The sequence below is a fragment of the Rhodococcus sp. IEGM 1302 genome (genome assembly GCF_030056935.1).
GTDB lineage: Bacteria > Actinomycetota > Actinomycetes > Mycobacteriales > Mycobacteriaceae > Rhodococcus_F > Rhodococcus_F qingshengii.
On sequence record NZ_JASHKY010000037.1, the window covers coordinates 1 to 15962 of the forward strand.

At 62.2% G+C, this 15962-nt stretch carries 17 protein-coding genes; 11 read left to right on the forward strand and 6 right to left on the reverse strand.

The features are described 5' to 3' along the window. Window positions 1-473: thiolase C-terminal domain-containing protein (locus tag QM609_RS27125; RefSeq protein WP_502942726.1), on the forward strand; the 473-nt coding region annotated here is incomplete at its 5' end. Window positions 474-487: 14 nt separating this feature from the next. Further along, complete coding sequence (locus QM609_RS27130) at window positions 488-1309, forward strand: MaoC/PaaZ C-terminal domain-containing protein (protein ID WP_030537003.1); 822 nt, start codon at window positions 488-490, stop codon at window positions 1307-1309. A gap of 110 nt (window positions 1310-1419) precedes the next feature. Here QM609_RS27130 and QM609_RS27135 read toward each other — a convergent pair whose 3' ends face one another. Continuing rightward, complete coding sequence (locus QM609_RS27135; protein WP_003940546.1) at window positions 1420-2196, reverse strand: SDR family oxidoreductase; 777 nt, start codon at window positions 2194-2196, stop codon at window positions 1420-1422. A gap of 199 nt (window positions 2197-2395) precedes the next feature. Between QM609_RS27135 and QM609_RS27140 the strand changes: the two genes are divergently transcribed. Continuing rightward, the gene (locus QM609_RS27140; protein ID WP_007732643.1) at window positions 2396-3157 is read left to right on the forward strand and encodes an SDR family NAD(P)-dependent oxidoreductase; all 762 of its coding nucleotides are present in this window, start codon (window positions 2396-2398) and stop codon (window positions 3155-3157) included. Window positions 3158-3172: 15 nt separating this feature from the next. On the opposite strand, the gene QM609_RS27145 is transcribed toward QM609_RS27140, so the two are convergent. Continuing rightward, window positions 3173-3949, reverse strand: a complete 777-nt coding sequence (locus tag QM609_RS27145) for an SDR family NAD(P)-dependent oxidoreductase (protein ID WP_007732641.1) — start codon at window positions 3947-3949, stop codon at window positions 3173-3175. Beyond that, entirely contained in the window at window positions 3946-4584 is a 639-nt protein-coding gene (locus QM609_RS27150; protein WP_007732640.1) for a hypothetical protein, read from the reverse strand. Before QM609_RS27150 ends, QM609_RS27145 begins: the two co-directional genes overlap by 4 nt. 188 nt (window positions 4585-4772) lie before the next feature. Between QM609_RS27150 and QM609_RS27155 the strand changes: the two genes are divergently transcribed. The 5 genes from QM609_RS27155 (at window position 4773) to QM609_RS27175 (ending at window position 9726) form a co-directional block, all read left to right on the forward strand. Then, window positions 4773-5672 (forward strand): LysR family transcriptional regulator, encoded by a 900-nt coding sequence (locus QM609_RS27155; RefSeq protein ID WP_007732639.1) that lies wholly within the window; start codon window positions 4773-4775, stop codon window positions 5670-5672. 84 nt (window positions 5673-5756) lie between these two features. Next, window positions 5757-6788 carry a hypothetical protein gene (locus QM609_RS27160; protein WP_030537004.1) on the forward strand — a complete coding sequence of 344 codons (1032 nt, stop codon included), beginning with the start codon at window positions 5757-5759 and terminating at the stop codon, window positions 6786-6788. Window positions 6789-6793: 5 nt separating this feature from the next. Then, window positions 6794-7780, forward strand: a complete 987-nt coding sequence (locus tag QM609_RS27165) for a hypothetical protein (RefSeq protein ID WP_030537005.1) — start codon at window positions 6794-6796, stop codon at window positions 7778-7780. 9 nt (window positions 7781-7789) lie between these two features. Next, on the forward strand, window positions 7790-9079 hold the full coding sequence (locus QM609_RS27170) for an adenylosuccinate synthetase (RefSeq protein ID WP_030537006.1): 1290 nt from the start codon (window positions 7790-7792) through the stop codon (window positions 9077-9079). Next, entirely contained in the window at window positions 9076-9726 is a 651-nt protein-coding gene (locus tag QM609_RS27175) for an NUDIX hydrolase (RefSeq protein ID WP_020909123.1), read from the forward strand. The genes QM609_RS27170 and QM609_RS27175 overlap by 4 nt, the downstream gene beginning before the upstream one ends. Before the next feature lie 6 nt (window positions 9727-9732). Here QM609_RS27175 and hppD read toward each other — a convergent pair whose 3' ends face one another. Continuing rightward, window positions 9733-10938, reverse strand: a complete 1206-nt coding sequence (gene hppD / locus QM609_RS27180; protein WP_030537007.1) for a 4-hydroxyphenylpyruvate dioxygenase — start codon at window positions 10936-10938, stop codon at window positions 9733-9735. Between the two features lie 195 nt (window positions 10939-11133). Here hppD and QM609_RS27185 point away from each other — a divergent pair, with 195 nt between their 5' ends. Then, window positions 11134-11646 carry an Lrp/AsnC family transcriptional regulator gene (locus tag QM609_RS27185; RefSeq protein WP_003939810.1) on the forward strand — a complete coding sequence of 171 codons (513 nt, stop codon included), beginning with the start codon at window positions 11134-11136 and terminating at the stop codon, window positions 11644-11646. On the opposite strand, the gene QM609_RS27190 is transcribed toward QM609_RS27185, so the two are convergent. After that, entirely contained in the window at window positions 11634-13178 is a 1545-nt protein-coding gene (locus QM609_RS27190) for an MFS transporter (RefSeq protein WP_050656830.1), read from the reverse strand. The genes QM609_RS27185 and QM609_RS27190 overlap by 13 nt on opposite strands. A gap of 56 nt (window positions 13179-13234) precedes the next feature. On the opposite strand from QM609_RS27190, the gene QM609_RS27195 reads away from it, so the two are divergent. Further along, on the forward strand, window positions 13235-13885 hold the full coding sequence (locus QM609_RS27195; protein ID WP_042448361.1) for a TetR/AcrR family transcriptional regulator: 651 nt from the start codon (window positions 13235-13237) through the stop codon (window positions 13883-13885). A 3-nt stretch (window positions 13886-13888) separates the two neighbouring features. On the opposite strand, the gene QM609_RS27200 is transcribed toward QM609_RS27195, so the two are convergent. Beyond that, window positions 13889-14989, reverse strand: a complete 1101-nt coding sequence (locus QM609_RS27200) for an adenylate/guanylate cyclase domain-containing protein (RefSeq protein WP_007732623.1) — start codon at window positions 14987-14989, stop codon at window positions 13889-13891. A 206-nt stretch (window positions 14990-15195) separates the two neighbouring features. Between QM609_RS27200 and QM609_RS27205 the strand changes: the two genes are divergently transcribed. Beyond that, window positions 15196-15915: a DUF6319 family protein gene (locus tag QM609_RS27205; RefSeq protein WP_030537011.1), complete on the forward strand. Its 720-nt coding sequence runs from the start codon at window positions 15196-15198 to the stop codon at window positions 15913-15915. Window positions 15916-15962: the final 47 nt, after the last annotated feature.

The window sequence follows — 15962 nt, forward strand, 5'->3', positions numbered from 1 at the left end:
ATCTGGCCAACAAGCCCGTCGTCATCAAGGGCGCCGCTCAGGGCAGTAGCAAGGATCAGCACATGATGACCAGCTACTACCGGCCCGACATCTCCGGTATCCCGGAGATGGGCCTGGTTGCTCGTCAGTTGTACGGCCAGAGCGGCCTGACCCCTGATGACATCAACGCCGCGATTCTGTACGACCACTTCACTCCGTTGGTGCTTCCCCAGCTCGAAGAACTGGGCTTCTGCAAGCCAGGCGAAGCAAAGGACTTCATCCGCGAAGGCAACCTCGAGATCGGTGGACGCCTGCCGTCCAACACTCACGGTGGTCAGGTCGGCGAGGCGTACCTGCACGGTGTCAACGGAATTGCCGAAGGTGTGCGACTGGTGCGAGGCACGTCGACCAACCAGCCCGAGGGCGTCGAAAACGTATTGGTCACAGCCGGAACAGCAGTACCCACCAGCGGTCTCGTTCTCGGCGCTGTTTGAGAGAGGAAAAGACAGTGACAACTTCGAAAGCTGCGAAGACCGCCGGCGATTGGCGTGGAGCCGATCTCGGGACCCGCACCGTGTCGTACACCGAGCGCGACGCGATCCTGTACGCACTTGCCGTGGGCGCCAAGGCGACCGAGCTGGACCTCGTCTTCGAGGATCAGCTTCGGGTACTGCCGACCTTTGCTCTGACGCTGGCGCAGTGGGCTCCCGACGCTCTGGGTTCGGCGGGCGCCTTCGACACCTCGACGGCACTGCACGGCTCGCAAGAGCTGAAAGTGCTTGCTCCGCTTCCGCGTAGCGGTGACGTGACCTTGAAGGCTTCGGTCGGCGAGGTGTGGGACAAGGGCGCAGCGGCCGTGTTCGAAGTGAAGGTGGAGTGCGAATACTTCGTCGCGACCTGGTCACTTTTTGCCCCCGGTGCCGGTGGATTCGGCGGAGAACGTGGACCCTCACGTCCGGCGGAGCCGACCGGCGAGCCTTCGTTGACCGGTGTGTTGACCACAGCGGAGAACCAGACGGCGATGTACCGGCTCCTGGGCGACAAGCACCACATCCACATCGATCCCGAGGCTGCGGCGCGGATCAACCAGCCGCGTCCGATCATGCACGGCCTGTGCACGTTGGCCGCGAGCACGCTCGAGCTTGCCCGGGTCGCCGGAGTGCATCCGGCGGACCTCGTGAGCCTCGAGGGTCGATTCGCTGCGGCAATCCATCCGGGTGAAGCGCCGTCCATCGTTGCGTGGGGAACTCCCGACGACCTGGCCTTCCAGGTCACCAAGGGTGATCAGGTAGCGATTTCCGGTGCACGAGTGAGCTTCTCCGCTCGCTAGTCCCTCCAGACTCAACTGCGGGGTGCTTGACCCCTCGTCGCGCCCCGCAGTTGTTCACACGAAGAAGCAGCCCCCGAGCGAATCCGCTCAGGGGCTGCTTCGTATTTGTTTCAATCCTGGTGGGTCGCCATGTAGCGAGCCGGGTACTCACCGCCGCCGTGAACGGCGATGTCGGCGCCGTTCACGTACGAGGAGAGCGGGCTCGCCAGGAACAGGCAGGAGTTGGCGATATCGGCCGGCACGGCCATGCGCTCCATCGGAATGGTCCTGGTGACCGCAGCGCCGCCGTCGGCGCCGTAGACCTCGGCGGCAGCCTCGGTACGGATCAGGCCGGTGGTGATGTGGTTGATCCGGACCTTCGGCGCCCATTCGAGGGCCAATGCCTTGGTCAGAACGAGGAGGCCTGCCTTGGCTGCGCTGTACGCCGCGGTTCCGGGCTGCGGGTCGATCGCCGAGACACTGCCGATGTTGATGATGGCACCGCCGTCGTCCTGAGTCTGCATCACTGCATTTGCGGCCTGGGCAACGTTGAAGGGTGCCAACAGGTTCAGGGCCACGATCTTCTCGACGAAGCGGGGTGACACCGTCGCAGCATCGGCATCGGGGGAGCCGCCGGCGTTGTTGACCAGGACGTCCAGACGGCCGAAGCGCTCGACGGCATCCTGGACGAGGGCTGCGGCGTCGGCGGGATCGCGGACGTCCGTGGCGCGAAAGGCTGCGCTACGACCGTCGGCGGTGGGTAGGTTTTCGGGCTCGTTACGGCCACAGACCAGCACGTTCGCACCCGCGGCGAGGAAGGTTTCGGCGATGACGTAGCCGATGCCTTTGGTGCCGCCGGTGACGATCACCGAGCGTCCGCTGAAATCGACGGGGTTGGGCAGTGTCACGGTGGAGCCTTCCTGGTGCGGTGCCGAGCTGAATTGCCGCCCAATGTGATTGACGCGACGTGGTCGCACACCTTAGGGTCAAGCAAGTGCTTGGTTGTTTTGTAGGTCGAGTGTAGACGACAAACAGCGGCAGTCACCAGAATCGACCGGTCCCTCCCGCAAAAGGGACCTCTGCGTCGACGGACATTGGAGTAGTCACATGGGCAAGCTCGAAGGCAAAGTCGCACTCATCACCGGTGCGGGTCAGGGAATCGGGCAGGGGATTGCCCTGGCCTTGGCCAAAGAGGGCGCCGTGATCGCCGTTGCCGGCCGCACCGAATCCAAGTTGCACACCACGTGCGGACTACTGGCTGACATCGGTGCGCGCGGTGAGGCGGTGGTCTGCGACGTCAGCAAGAAGGACGACATCACCGACGCCGTGGACCGTACCGTCGAACTGTTCGGCGGAATCGACATCCTGGTCAACAACGCCAACGACTGCAAGCCCGGCCCACTCTTGAGCGTGCTCGACGAAGACTTCGAGCGTTCCTTCGCGACGGGGCCGCTCGCCACCCTGCGCATGATGCAGGCGTCGTACCCCCACATGAACAGTCGTGGCGGTGGCGTCATCATCAACATGGTCACCTCGGCGGCGGTGCGCTGGGATGCCAGTAACTACGGCGCTTACGGTTCCATCAAAGAAGGCATGCGCTCGTTGACCCGCGCTGCGGCCTGTGAATGGGGCAAGGACAACATTCGCGTTCTCAATGTTGCCCCGCACGCCAAGACTCCCGCGTTGCAGTGGTGGATGGACAAGAATCCCGAAGAGGCAGCGGCATTTGTCGCAGGTATTCCGCTGGGACGCGTCGGAGACCCCGAGACCGACATCGGTCGTGCCGTCGTCTTCCTCGTCAGCGAAGACGCCGGGTACCTCACGGGTGCCACGATCCCGCTCGACGGCGGCCAGTCGCGCTGGGGCTGACCGCCATCGACCCGATCAGGTCATCACGGCGCCGCCGTCGACGGCAATCGTCTGGCCGGTGACGTTGCGAGCCTTGTCACTGAGCAAGAAGGCGACCATCTCGGCGATGTCTCCGGGCGTCTGAGCTCGACCCATCGGAACCATCTGTGCGACAAAAGAATCGAAGACGTCAGCATCGGAAACATCTGTGAGCGAGGGATCGCGTCGACGCAGTTCCTTGATGGTTCGAAGCCACATGTCGGTGAGGATCAGGCCGGGCATGACCGTATTCGAGCGAAGTCCTCGAGTCGCACCGATCCGGGCGACGCTGTGACTCATCTCGATCACGGCGGCCTTCGACGGTCCGTAGTGCGCGAGCATGTCACCGCCCAAGCGGGCACCGATCGACGCGATGTTGACGATCGCTGCCGGACCCTCGGTTCTGCTCACGAATTCGCGGCACATCAGGAAGCTGCCCTTGGTGTTCACCGCAAAGGTGTTGTCCCACTGGTCTTCGGTGATCTCGAGGAACGGAGTGAAGACGCCGATTCCGGCGCCGTTGACGAGTGCAGTCGGGCTTCCGGCCGATGCAGCCACGTCGAAGGCGTTCTTGACGTCACCTTCACGTCGAACATCGCATCGTGCCGTGTGGACTGCTACGCCAAGGCTTTCCAGGCGTGCTGCGGTGTCGGCGAGTGCGGCCTCTTCGATGTCGAGGAGAAGCAGGGTGCCGAAGTCCTCCGCAAGGCGCTCGGCAATAGCGGCGCCCAACCCGGCAGCTGCGCCGGTGACAATGGCTACGGGCGCGCTCACGGCAGGTGCGTTTCGAGCAGTGGGGCAAGCAGTTCGGCTGCGCGCGCCGCCGTGATGACTTCGCTCGGGTCCACCTTGGTCACGACTTTCGAAGCAGAATCTTCGTAGACATGCTCACCGATGAGTCGCCCCTGCTCGTCGTACGGCCAGACAAATGCCAAGGTCCGACGCACGAGATACCAACCGTCGGGGTCGATGTCCGACGACTGTTCGGGGGCTGCGGGGGTGGATCCACCCGATTCGTGCACCGCGCCGAACACCCCGTCTCCCAGAATCGATCCTGGGACGAATTGACTGAAGAGAGTCTCACCCGAGAATCCGCTGTCGGAGACCGCGAAGTCGGACTGTCCGGTCCACATGACAAGGGTGTCCGTCTCGGCGAGTGACTGGTAGAAGTTGGTGACGGCGTCCATGCCGTCGAGGACAATCGACTGCCCGTCTTCGAACAACCGGTAGACGGGTTCTTCGACGGTCATGTCGGGCGAGAGGATTTCCTTGTAACGACCGGAGACCTCGAGCAATGCGTGGCGCCGGTAGTTTCGGAGGATCTTCTGGTGCCGCGGATTGTCGATGGTTTCCAATTGCTTTTCGACGCCATCCATCATGTGGACGAATTCGTGCTCGTACTTGCTCATCACATCTCCTGGTTTCGCGGATTCGGCGGGCTGTCCGGATCTGCGACAACTGTGACCTGACGTGGCATTCGCTGTACATGTAGAACTTCGTTCGACAATTGCCGGTTTGCTTAACTCCGCTGTTCAGATACCGTGATGGTCATCACTTTGCTGGCGAACAGCGGCCTAAGACAACCGAATGGACGGTAATGAAAAAGGCGAGAAGAGGTGAAGATCTGAATCTGCGGTTGGTGTCCTCGTTGCTCGTCGTCGTGGCGGAAGGGCACTTCGGCCGAGCGGCAGACCGGTTGTTCGTCACGGCGCCTGCTCTCAGTCAGCAGATTCGTCGACTCGAGGAACAGGTGGGTGTCGAGTTGGTTGATCGCAGTTCGCACCCGGTGGTGCTCACCGCCGCGGGTGAGGTGTTCGTCGCGGATGCGCGGCCCGCTCTCGAGTTCGCCGTTCGCGCGATGAACGGGCTCGACGCACTCGAGCGTCGGCGGGCCAGGCGGTTGCGGATCGGATTCATCAACGGGGCGGCCGGAAGTTTGGGACGTGCGGTGATCGATTCGTTGCATGCGGAGGTGGAGCTGGTCCAATTGGACTGGTCCCAACAGGTTTCCGCGGTGGCGAGCGCGACCGTCGATGCCGCCTTCGTGCGCCCTCCACTGCCGGTGCTCGACGGTGTGGTGCTCGAACGGATCGGCGTCGAACCGCGGGTGGTGGCCCTGCCTCGAGGACACCGACTGGCGGGCCGTACGAGTATCGAGATTTCTGAAATAGATGGGACTGTGCAGGTTTCGAGTGACGGTGCGCCACCCGAATGGGTGAAATGGTGGTCGGTGGACCCGCGCCCGAGTGGTGTACCCGTCCGGTACGGTCCCTCTGTCCGCACGATGGACGAAGCGCTCGAGGTTGTCGCCAACGGTCGGGCGGTGGTGATAACGGCAGCAACCATTGCCGAGTACTACACCCGCTCGGATATCAGTTTCGTGCGCATTTCCGACATCGAGCAGTGTTCGATCGATCTGTGTACCCGCGAGGGCGACAGCAGTCTGGCAGTGATCGAGCTACGCAAAGCTGTTTCAGCCCTCGGTACCGCCAGGTGATTGCCGTGTCCTGATGTGATGCGCATGTACTCGGATGAAATACGCATTCTTGCCGTCTTCGTTTTAGTCAGATAGACTAAAACTATGAAAACGATCAGCACGGCACTTGAAATCGTCGAGGCAGCACGAGTTTCGGCCGATGTGTTCGGGGGAGACTCCAGCGATCTCGACACCCGTCGCGCTGCAAAGCGTCGTTTTCATCGGCTCGCCTCCGCCATTCATCCGGACCGGGCGAAGCCCGAAGATCGGGTGCGATACTCGGCCGCGACATCTCGGTTGAACGAGCTATACCGCAGTTGGACAGCGGAGTTCGAGCCGGCAGATTCTCGGCCCGTTTATGTCGGCGAGCGGGGCGAGTACACGTTGGGTGGACTGGTAGCGCGCGGCTCGGTCGCTAACCTGTACCGGTCCGATGCCGGTGTCGTACTGAAGATTCCGCGAGACCCTCGGGCGAACTCGATGATCGAGGCCGAACGGAATGTGTTGACGGACATCGAGAATTCGTGCGAAGCCGGTTGGGCAGTCTCGTACTTCCCGCGATTGATCGATCAAATCACCCATGTGGGCAGCGGCACGAGACGTCAGATCGATGTGTTGGACGATCTGACCGAAGGTTTTGTGAGTCTCGCCGACGTCCGTGAGGCGTATCCAGGTGGCCTCGATCCACGGGACTGGGCGTGGATGCACCGACGGCTACTTCGGGCTCTGGCAGCAGCGCATGCGACTGGTTGGGTGCACACGGCGATTACCGCGGAGAACGTGCTGATCGAGCCTGATCGGCACGGGGTGGTGCTGGTCGGCTGGTCCTTTGCCACCCGTACGGGCAGCCGCCCGGTGGCGACGATCGGTTCCGATCGTGATTCGTACCCACCGGAACTCGGCGAAGGAGCGTCTCCGGCCTGGGACGTCTACATGGCTCATCATTTGATGCTCCGAATGCTGGGCGAGCAGACCCACGAACGGATGAAGGCGTTTGCCGACGGCAGCATGCAGGACAACCCGAGATTGCGTCCCGACGCGGTCGACCTACTGGGTGAGTTCGACGAACTCCTCGATCTTCTCTATGGCCAGCGGACATTTCGTCCGTTCGCAGTTCCATCCACGAAAGGACAGTGATTGTCATGGGCTACGGATACTGGGACGACAACACCTATTTGGCGGGCAAGACTTTTCGTGCCGCACGCGGTGTCGACGATTTCGGTTACACCGATTCGCTTCGGTCGCGTCCGCGAAGCAGTTGGAAAGCGGACCCGACCCTCGACCCCTTCGGCGTCGACAAGCGTGAATGCCGAGACTCGGCCGGGCACCCCGATTCTCTCCCGATAGCAGTGCTTTTCGATGTCACCGGCTCGATGGGCGCTGTTCCGCGAATCATGCAGGACAAGCTCGGAAAGCTGCACGGGCTGCTGCAACGCAAGGGATACGCGGATGATCCGCAGATTCTGTTCGGTGGTATCGGCGACGCCGATTCCGATCAGGTGCCACTACAAGTCGGTCAGTTCGAGTCGGGTAACGCGATGGACGAGCAGCTTCGGACGATCTTCCTCGAGGGCAACGGTGGCGGACAGAAGTCGGAAAGCTATGAATTGGCAGCATATTTCATGGCGCGCCACACCAGTACGGATGCCTGGGAGAAGCGCGGAAGGAAAGGCTACCTCTTCATCATCGGCGACGAGCTGAACAAGCCGCGGCTCTCGGCTCGTCACATCCGTTCGGTGATCGGGGACAAGGTACGTCAGGACGTATCGGTCTCGTCGATCTACCGTGAACTCGAAGAAAGATGGAATGTCTACTTCGTTCTGCCAGATCAGTCGTCGTACTTCAACGATCCGGAAATCGCGGATCACTGGAAGAAGTTGCTCGGTGAACGCTTCGTCAAACTCGACGACCCCGCTGCGGTGTGCGAACTGATCGCGCTGACGGTCGGAATCGGCGAGGACCGCATCGACCTGCGTGACGGACTGGCGGATCTCCGCGACATCGGTTCAAGAGCTGAAGCCGAGACCGTCGGCAAGGCTCTCGCTCTAATTCCAGGGCGCAGCACCGCGACGGTGGCCGGGTTGCCCCACGATCTCGGAACCGATACGGACGATGTCGATTTCGCATAGAAGGAGAGCATGATGGAGCCGTTTGAAGACCGCGATATCGTCGTCGTAGACCTCGGGTTCGGAGATGCGGGGAAGGGAGCAACCGTCGATTGGCTTTGCTCCGACCAAGCCGATTTGGGTGTGGCCGCAGTGGTCCGGTTCAACGGTGGGGCACAGGCAGCGCACAACGTGACGGTCGGCGAGCGCCACCACACGTTTTCGCAGTTCGGTTCGGGAACGCTGTCCGGCGTCCCGACGTTTCTCTCGAGATTCGTGTTGGTCGAGCCCATCGCGCTCGCCCGGGAGGCGCGTGCTCTGGAAGCGCTCGGAGTTCGAAATCCGTTCGATTTGATACGGATCGACGCGCGCGCATTGTTGACGACGCCGATTCACGTGGCCGCCAACAGGGCTCGTGAGGATGCTCGCGGCGGTAACCGACACGGCTCGTGCGGCAAGGGGATCGGTGAGACCGCGGCGTATGCGCTCGAAGTTGCGAATGCGCCTACGGTGGGAGACTGCCGGCGACCTGACTCCTTGCGTCGTAAGTTGTCGACGATGGCCACATTTTACGGACCGTTGATCGCGGAGAGTCGCCACGGTTTTCCGCCGATCGACGACATGGTCGACATGTACGCGGAATTCGGTGCCGTCGTGGACATCGCCGACCCGGATGCGCTGGGCGCGTTGGGTGCCCGTGGTCGTCTGGTATTCGAGGGGGCACAAGGTGTCCTTCTCGACGAGTGGCGGGGGTTTCACCCACACACCACGTGGTCGACGGTCGAACCGTCCAACGCGCGAGCGATGATCGACGAGTTGGGCCGGGACAGTTACGTACTCGGCGTCACCCGCACGTACATGACACGACACGGAGCTGGGCCCTTCCCGACGGAGGATCCGGAGCTGGCGAAGGTGTTGCCCGAGCTGCACAACGGGACGGGTGAGTATCAAGGCGGATTCCGGATGGGCCACCTCGACGAGTTGTTGTTGCACTACGCAATCGAGGTGAGCGGTGGCGTCGACGGTTTGGCGCTTACTCATCTCGACGCGATGGATCGCGCGCGGGCTGCAGGCGTCCCGATCCACGGGGTGCACGCGTACGAAGGATTGCCGTTCGTTCCGGTCGGAGAGTGGAAGGATCTCGATCACCAGCAGGCGCTGACAGATTCCCTGAAAGCCGTAGGGGTCGTGCCGAAGGAACTTCCGGCCGACCCGGAGGATTTCGCCCGGTATCTGAGCGAGGAAATGGGTGCGCCGGTAGTGCTGACCGCGAACGGTGCCGACCGGGTCGATCGTCAGATGCGATGCCCAGTGCCTGCATGATGGACGGTGTGGACCAGTCACTTGTCTCGATCGATGTCATCGCGCTCCGGTTCGGCAATCCGGAACCCGGGATGTTGCGATTTGCCGTCACTCCGCGGCAAGCGGAGCCGTACACCGGGCAGTTGGCGCTGCCCGGTGTACTGCTGGGCGCCGGTGAGCGGTTGCAGGACGCCGCCAGGCGAGCCGTGACCACCAAGCTCGGAATTCCCGACGAGAAGATCCTCGTCAGCGGTCAATTGACCGTGTTCGACGAACCCAATCGCGACCCCCGCGGTCCGACGCTCTCGGTGACCATGTGGGCAGTGATCTCGTCGGACGAGGTGCCGGGTTCGGCCGAATGGGTGAGCTGGGACAACCCGGGGGACCTTGCGTTCGACCACAATCGGATAGTCGCCGATACCCGCCCGATCCTTGCTGACACCCTGTTGTGGCGAGATCAGGCATTCACGCGGGCACTACTGGGTCCGTCGTTTCCGGCGTCGTACGCGCTGGCCGTGGCGGAGGAGCTTTCCGGTGTGCGTCCGGACCCGGGCAATTTGAACCGGACGCTCAAAGCGTTGCCAGGGCTGGAACGTACGGACGAACGAGTCCGGGTCAGTGCCACCGGGCGACCCGCGGTGGTCTGGGCGTGGACCGAAAACAGCTGACCTACTTCAGAAGTTGCCCCGCGCGGCCTGCTCACGCTCGATCGCTTCGAACAGGGCTTTGAAGTTTCCCAGTCCGAATCCCAGTGAGCCGTGGCGTTCGATGATCTCGAAGAACACGGTGGGACGATCTCCGATCGGCTTGGTGAAGATCTGAAGAAGATAGCCGTCCTCGTCGCGGTCGACGAGGATGCCTCGCTTCTGCAATTCCTCGATCGGAACTCGAACCTCTCCGATACGCGCGCGCAATTCGGGATCCTCGTAATACGAAGCCGGAGTAGAGAGAAACTCGATTCCTTCGTCGACCAGAGCATCGACTGCTCCGAGGATGTCGTTGGTCGCAAGCGCGAGATGCTGAGCGCCGGGACCTTGATAGAACTCGAGGTACTCGTCGATCTGTGACCGCTTCTTCGCGATGGCAGGTTCGTTAAGTGGGAACTTGACTCGGTGATTGCCGCTCGAGACGACCTTGCTCATCAGCGCGGAGTAGTCGGTGGCTATGTCGCCGCCCACGAACTCGGCCATGTTGGTGAATCCCATGACCCGGTTGTAGAAGTCGACCCACTGGTCCATCTTGCCGAGTTCGACGTTGCCGACGACGTGGTCGAGGGCCTGGAAGATGCGCTCGGGCGCGCCGTCACGCTTGCGGTACGACGACGTCCGTTCGACGTATCCGGGAAGGTAAGGGCCGGTGTAGCGGGAACGGTCGACGAGGGTGTGCCGAGTCTCGCCGTACGTCGCGATGCTGGCCAGGCGAACGGTGCCGTGCTCGTCGGTGACGTCGTGCGGTTCGCTCAACACCGTCGCGCCTTGGGTGATGGCGTGTGCGATGCACTTGTCCACGTCAGGGACGCTGAGCGCGATGTCGCGGATACCGTCGCCGTGACGGCTGTGATGTTCGATCAGCGGACTTGCCGGATCCACAGCACCTTTGACGACAAACCGCACGGCCCCGCTTTTGAGTACAAACGCGTGGTGGTCGCGGTTTCCCGTCGACGGGCCTGAATAGGCCACCAATTCCATGCCGAACGCAGACTGGAAGAAATGTGAAGTCTGCGTGGCATTTCCGACGATCCATTCGAGGCCGTCCCAACCGCTCACGGGGAAGGGATCGTGATCGCTGTCGTACTCGACCAGTCCGACCAGCTGGCGTAATTGCTCCAGATCCAGGCCGGCCAACTGTTCGTCGTCGGTGAGAGTCTGTTCGACGGTCATGGTGAGTCCCCTCTGAGTGCGATGTACACAGCGCGGTGCTCGAGTTATGTTCGGCACTGCCAGTACAAACAGATAAGTCCTTCAGAGGTTGGGTAGTCAACGGAGGTAGTTGAAAGTAGACACAGCGCCGGAATGCGAAGATGGTGGCACTGTTTTGTAGGCAATTTGCATAGTTGAACGACGAGTGGAGCAGACGTGAATCTCGACGCAGTGGATCTGGCTCTGTTGGACGCGATGAACAAGCACCCGAGAGCCGGTGCGTTGGAGCTTTCGCGTCAGGTCAAGGTTGCGCGGGCGACAGTGCAGGCGAGATTGAAAAGGATGGAAGATGCGGGCGTCATCGCCGGATACGCGCCGCACATCAATTTGGCTGCAGCGGGTTTCGGAGTACAGGCATTCGTGACTTTGCAGATCGCCCAGGGGGCGCTCGACACCGTCACAGCGGAACTCGAGGCAATCCCCGGTGTGCTCGAAGCCTTTGCCACCACCGGCTCCGGCGACGTGCTGTGCCGGATTGCCGCTGCGTCGCACGAGGATTTGCAAGCGACGCTGCTCGAACTGAATCGGTCGGGGATAGCCACCCGGTCGACCAGCGTCATGGTTCTCTCGGTTGTGGTGCCACTCCGGTCGATGCCCCTCCTGCAGACTCTGCAGTCGGAGCAGACGACCAAGGCCCCGGCGTACCGACGAGGCGGTCAGTCTCGCTGACGACCCGGAGCCCAGAATCCCAGAACGATCGCGGATACCCACATGATCGAAGCGAGCGTGAGTGCTCCTTGATCCATGCCTTTGATGAAGGCTTCACGGGCGAATTCGGCCAACTGGGCACCCTGCGGCCCGGCTGCTTCGGCGACGTGGAGAGCGGCGGCCAGAGAACCGGATACCGGCTCCTTGGCCGGTTCGGGTAGCAAGTCGACCGCGGGCTGGACGTGATTTCCGTAGCCGGCGGCGAGGATACTTCCCGCCAGTGCAACGCCGATGGCGGAGCCGATCTCACGGGTTGCGTCGTTGACTGCTGAGGCAACCCCCTGTTTGGAGTCCGGTGCGTTGGAGACGATGGCAGCAGTGGCGGGGGTTGTCGACAAACCCAATCCAATGGCGGCCACTACCAAGGGAACACAGACTTCGGCATAGGTCGAACTGGCATCCAAGCGCGTCAGGAGTGCAATTCCGGTTCCGAGGAAGGCAACCCCGGTGGCGGTGAGAGCGCGAAGGCCGATACGCGGAATCAGTAGGGGAGCAACCACGGACAGCGCCATCACCGGCACAGCGATCGGCATCAGGGCGAGCGCCGATTGCAGGGGGGAGTAGTCGAGCACCAGTTGGAGATACTGCACGATCAGGAAGAACAAGCCGAAAGTCGCCAGGAATTGCAGGGTCAGTGACGCTGCGCCGCTGCCGAATGCGCGATTGGCGAACAGTCTCACGTCCAGAAGTGGATGGCGAGTACGTAATTCGACCCAGCTGAATACCGCGGCCATGGCAATTCCGCCGACCAGCAACGCGAGAACTACCGGATCGAGCCAACCACGGGCCGGCGCCTCGATCATCCCGAGGACGAACAGCCCGATCGAGCCGGCGATCAGCGCTGTACCAGGTAGATCGAGTGGAGTTGCCTCCGTGTCCTTCGACGTCACGATCGTGAACGACACCACGAGGATGAGAACTGAGACGACGGCCAGGCTGACGAATATCGAATGCCACGACCATTTTTCGAGGAGCAACCCGGAGACGACAAGTCCGGCGATTGCACCGGACCCTGCGACGCCGGACCAGACTCCGACGGCGCGGGCACGCTGCGCCGGCGGGAAACCTGCAGTGAGTAGAGACAGCGTCGCCGGCATGACAAATGCGGCGCCGACGCCGGAGATCACGCGGGAGACGATGATCCACGACGGTTCGTCCGCGAAGACCGGAATCGACGAGCCGGCAGCAAAAACGAGTAGTCCGAACATGAGCAGTTCTCGTCGACCGTATCGATCGCCGAGTGCGCCCGCCGGCAACAAGAGACAAGCCAGCGTGAGCGTGTACCCGTCCACGATCCACGTGAGCTGGCTCTGTGTTGCACCGGTATCGCGGGCCAAGTCGGGAAGGGCCGTGTTGAGAGCGGCCATCGCTGCGACGACCAGCGCGACGGCGCAGCACGCGACCGTCAGCATCCAGATCTGTCGGATGGTCCACGTGGACTGTTCGAGCGTCGTATCGCTACTCACGAAACCTCCCGATAGAAACAAGACCATCAGTATCGTTACAAGAACAGCAGTTCCACAACCCCCAAGTGGGTATAACTGAAGTTGTGACGGTGGGAATCGACAAGCAGGGAATCGAACAGCAGGGAAACGACGAGGACCCGCGCAAACAGCGTTCCAGGTCCAGGTTGCTCGACGCAGCGACCACGCTGCTGGCAGAAGGCGGCGTCGACGCCGTGACGATCGATGCCGTCACCAAGTTGGCCAACGTCGCGCGTGCGACGCTGTATCGCCATTTCGACAGCGGCACGGAGTTACTCGCCGCGGCATTTGCACGTCTACTGCCGCCGGTGCCGGAGATGTCCGGTGAAGGCGATCTCCGCGCGCAGTTGCTCGAGTTGTTGACCAGTCAGGCCAAGGCCATCGAAAGCGCACCGATCCAGGTGACGGCGATGTGCTGGCTCGGCTTGGGGCCGGAACTGAAGGGTTATTCGAGCGTCGATGCCCTGTCCACGGACAAGCCCGAATTGCGATCGCTGCGCCAGACGGTTTTCGAGCAGTACCGACACGCGTTCGATCGGATCCTGCGCTCGCCGGGCGCGATCGACGCGTTGGGGGAGTACGACTACGACGTCGCACTTGCTCAGTTGGTCGGACCTTTGGTGCTCACCAAGCTGGCCACGCTGACGCCTCTCGGGGAGGCTGCGTGTGAGCAGATCGTGGACGACTTTCTGGCTGCACGCGGAGTGTCGAGCTGACGCTCACGGCTCCAGGTTGCGTCGAAGGACGTACTGTTCGAGCCTGTCGATTCCGCGTACTCGTCGCGGACGAAGGTGCCGCAGTTTGAAATTGGCGTCCGAGCCGAGTTGGGTGGCCAACTCGGAGTCGATCAGCACGGTGCCGGGACGAGCAGAGCTGGTGAGGCGCGCGGCCTTGTTGACCACCGAACCGTAGAGATCTCCGAAGCGAACCAACGTCGGCCCCATGGCCAGGCCCACCCGAAGCTGCGGATCGTCGTGATCGGCGAGGACCGCCTGCTGGATCTGCAAAGCGATCTCGGCTGCGTGATGAGGACTCTCGGCGGCAAACATGACCTCGTCACCGACGGTCTTGACCACCCAGCCGTAGTTGCGACCGATGATTTCGGTGGACGCGGACTCGAACCGCTCGAGCAGATCGTTGAGTTCGGCGGAGTCGAGGCCGCGGGTCAGCGAGGTGTACCCGACGATGTCGGCGAAACCCACAACCAGAACACGACTCGCTACTTCTTCGCCCGGGTTTCCCACGTTGCGGCCCGTCGACGACGCGACGTGACGCTTCCATACGTACGTCTGCAGAGATTCGACAGCGGGAATGATCTCGGCGCCGAGGCGCAGAACGATCTTCCGGATCGCTTCGGGCTCGTGATCTGCCGAGTCGGCGAGCTGGTCGATGATGTGTGTGCTGATCAGCGAGACCTGCCACTCAGCCAACCTCGACATCGACTGCCCCAGTGAACGGGCGGCAGCCACCTCACTGCTCTGCGAGATGACTCCTCGATTGACCATGTCGATGATCGTCTTGAGGGCGTTGGCGTCTTGCTGGGTGAACATGACGGCGTCAGGATCCTCGTCGACGGCAAAGCCCATCGCGACCCACAAACGATCGGCACGCTCGCGTGTCACACCGGCGAATTCCGCGATCTGCGATTGCGTGAAGCAGCGCGGTCCGCCGAGGAGGGACTCCTCGATGTCGGCTTGAATCCGGCTGAGCAGATGAGCATCGACGTCGACCGGATCAGCAGTGTGAGGTTCGGCAACGTGAGATTCAGCAGGGGCGGGTTCGGTGACCTCGTCGATCCACTCTGACTCCGAACTGCTCACCGTGCTCCTTATTGCCGCAACGAATTTCTGTCCACCATCTTCCACGCGGTGCCCCGAGAACAGTACTGAATTGGCCGAACCGTCTACGGATCCTCGGGCTCAGGCGGGCGGTGAGAGTCAACACGTCGGTGGCTTGTGCAAGAGTTGCCCCGAGAAAAGCACTGTCGATACCGAAATGCACGAGATACTTCTGAAAGGACCTGCGCATGCCACCCCGTAGACGTTCCGGCGCTGCCGCATCAACGCCGGATCACCTCACTGCGGACAATCTGGCAGCGCTCGCCACGGCTGTCGCCGAAGGCAAGCGCGCCACCGTCTATCTGCGCGAGGCGACTCCCAGCCTGGGGATCGAAGCCGGTACCTCGGCGAAAGTCGTGTCGGTGGACGGCAACACCGTGATGATCCGCCCCAAAGGCGTCAACGACGAATTGCCTTTCGAGGCAGAGGAATTGCGCATAAACCGCGTCTCCGCGGCACCGGCCAAACCGGCGCCACGGCCCAAACCAGTTGTGGAGTCCGAGCCCCTGATGGAGCCACTCGTAGAGCCTGTTCGACCGAAGCCGCGTGCGCAGCCTGCACCCGCTCCGGTACCGACTGCCACTGCTGCCCCTGCCGCGACACCTCGTCCGGCCGTCAAGCGTGCGAAGAAACTGCCGGCCGGTATCAGCGTCACCATCCATGCCGGCGCGGACAACGACTGGAGCGTGACGGTCACACAGGGCGCCAAGCGTCCGGGCAAAGCAGTTCCGGTCGCACCCGATGCGGTCGAGCGAGCTGTCCGCGAGTTGGGTGAGCCCACCGCAATCGAGGCTGTCGAGTCCATCATCGTCGCTGCACGGGACATGGCTGCAGCGCGAGTCGACGAGTTGAGTCGTCAGCTCGAGGAGGCACGCAAGATGCTCGAAGCGCTCGGAGCTACCGACTAGAAACGCTGCGTAGGTCCGCACTTTCCGGGGTATGCGTTTTTTGCAGC

Bases quoted from the DNA above. Each gene is read 5' to 3' on its own strand.
- QM609_RS27140 (WP_007732643.1), top strand. From the start codon at position 2,396: ATGGGCAAGCTCGAAGGCAAAGTCGCACTCATCACCGGTGCGGGTCAG.
- QM609_RS27150 (WP_007732640.1), bottom strand. From the start codon at position 4,584: ATGAGCAAGTACGAGCACGAATTCGTCCACATGATGGATGGCGTCGAA.
- QM609_RS27155 (WP_007732639.1), top strand. From the start codon at position 4,773: ATGAAAAAGGCGAGAAGAGGTGAAGATCTGAATCTGCGGTTGGTGTCC.
- QM609_RS27160 (WP_030537004.1), top strand. From the start codon at position 5,757: ATGAAAACGATCAGCACGGCACTTGAAATCGTCGAGGCAGCACGAGTT.
- QM609_RS27165 (WP_030537005.1), top strand. From the start codon at position 6,794: ATGGGCTACGGATACTGGGACGACAACACCTATTTGGCGGGCAAGACT.
- QM609_RS27170 (WP_030537006.1), top strand. From the start codon at position 7,790: ATGATGGAGCCGTTTGAAGACCGCGATATCGTCGTCGTAGACCTCGGG.
- QM609_RS27175 (WP_020909123.1), top strand. From the start codon at position 9,076: ATGATGGACGGTGTGGACCAGTCACTTGTCTCGATCGATGTCATCGCG.
- hppD (WP_030537007.1), bottom strand. From the start codon at position 10,938: ATGACCGTCGAACAGACTCTCACCGACGACGAACAGTTGGCCGGCCTG.
- QM609_RS27190 (WP_050656830.1), bottom strand. From the start codon at position 13,178: ATGGTCTTGTTTCTATCGGGAGGTTTCGTGAGTAGCGATACGACGCTC.
- QM609_RS27205 (WP_030537011.1), top strand. From the start codon at position 15,196: ATGCCACCCCGTAGACGTTCCGGCGCTGCCGCATCAACGCCGGATCAC.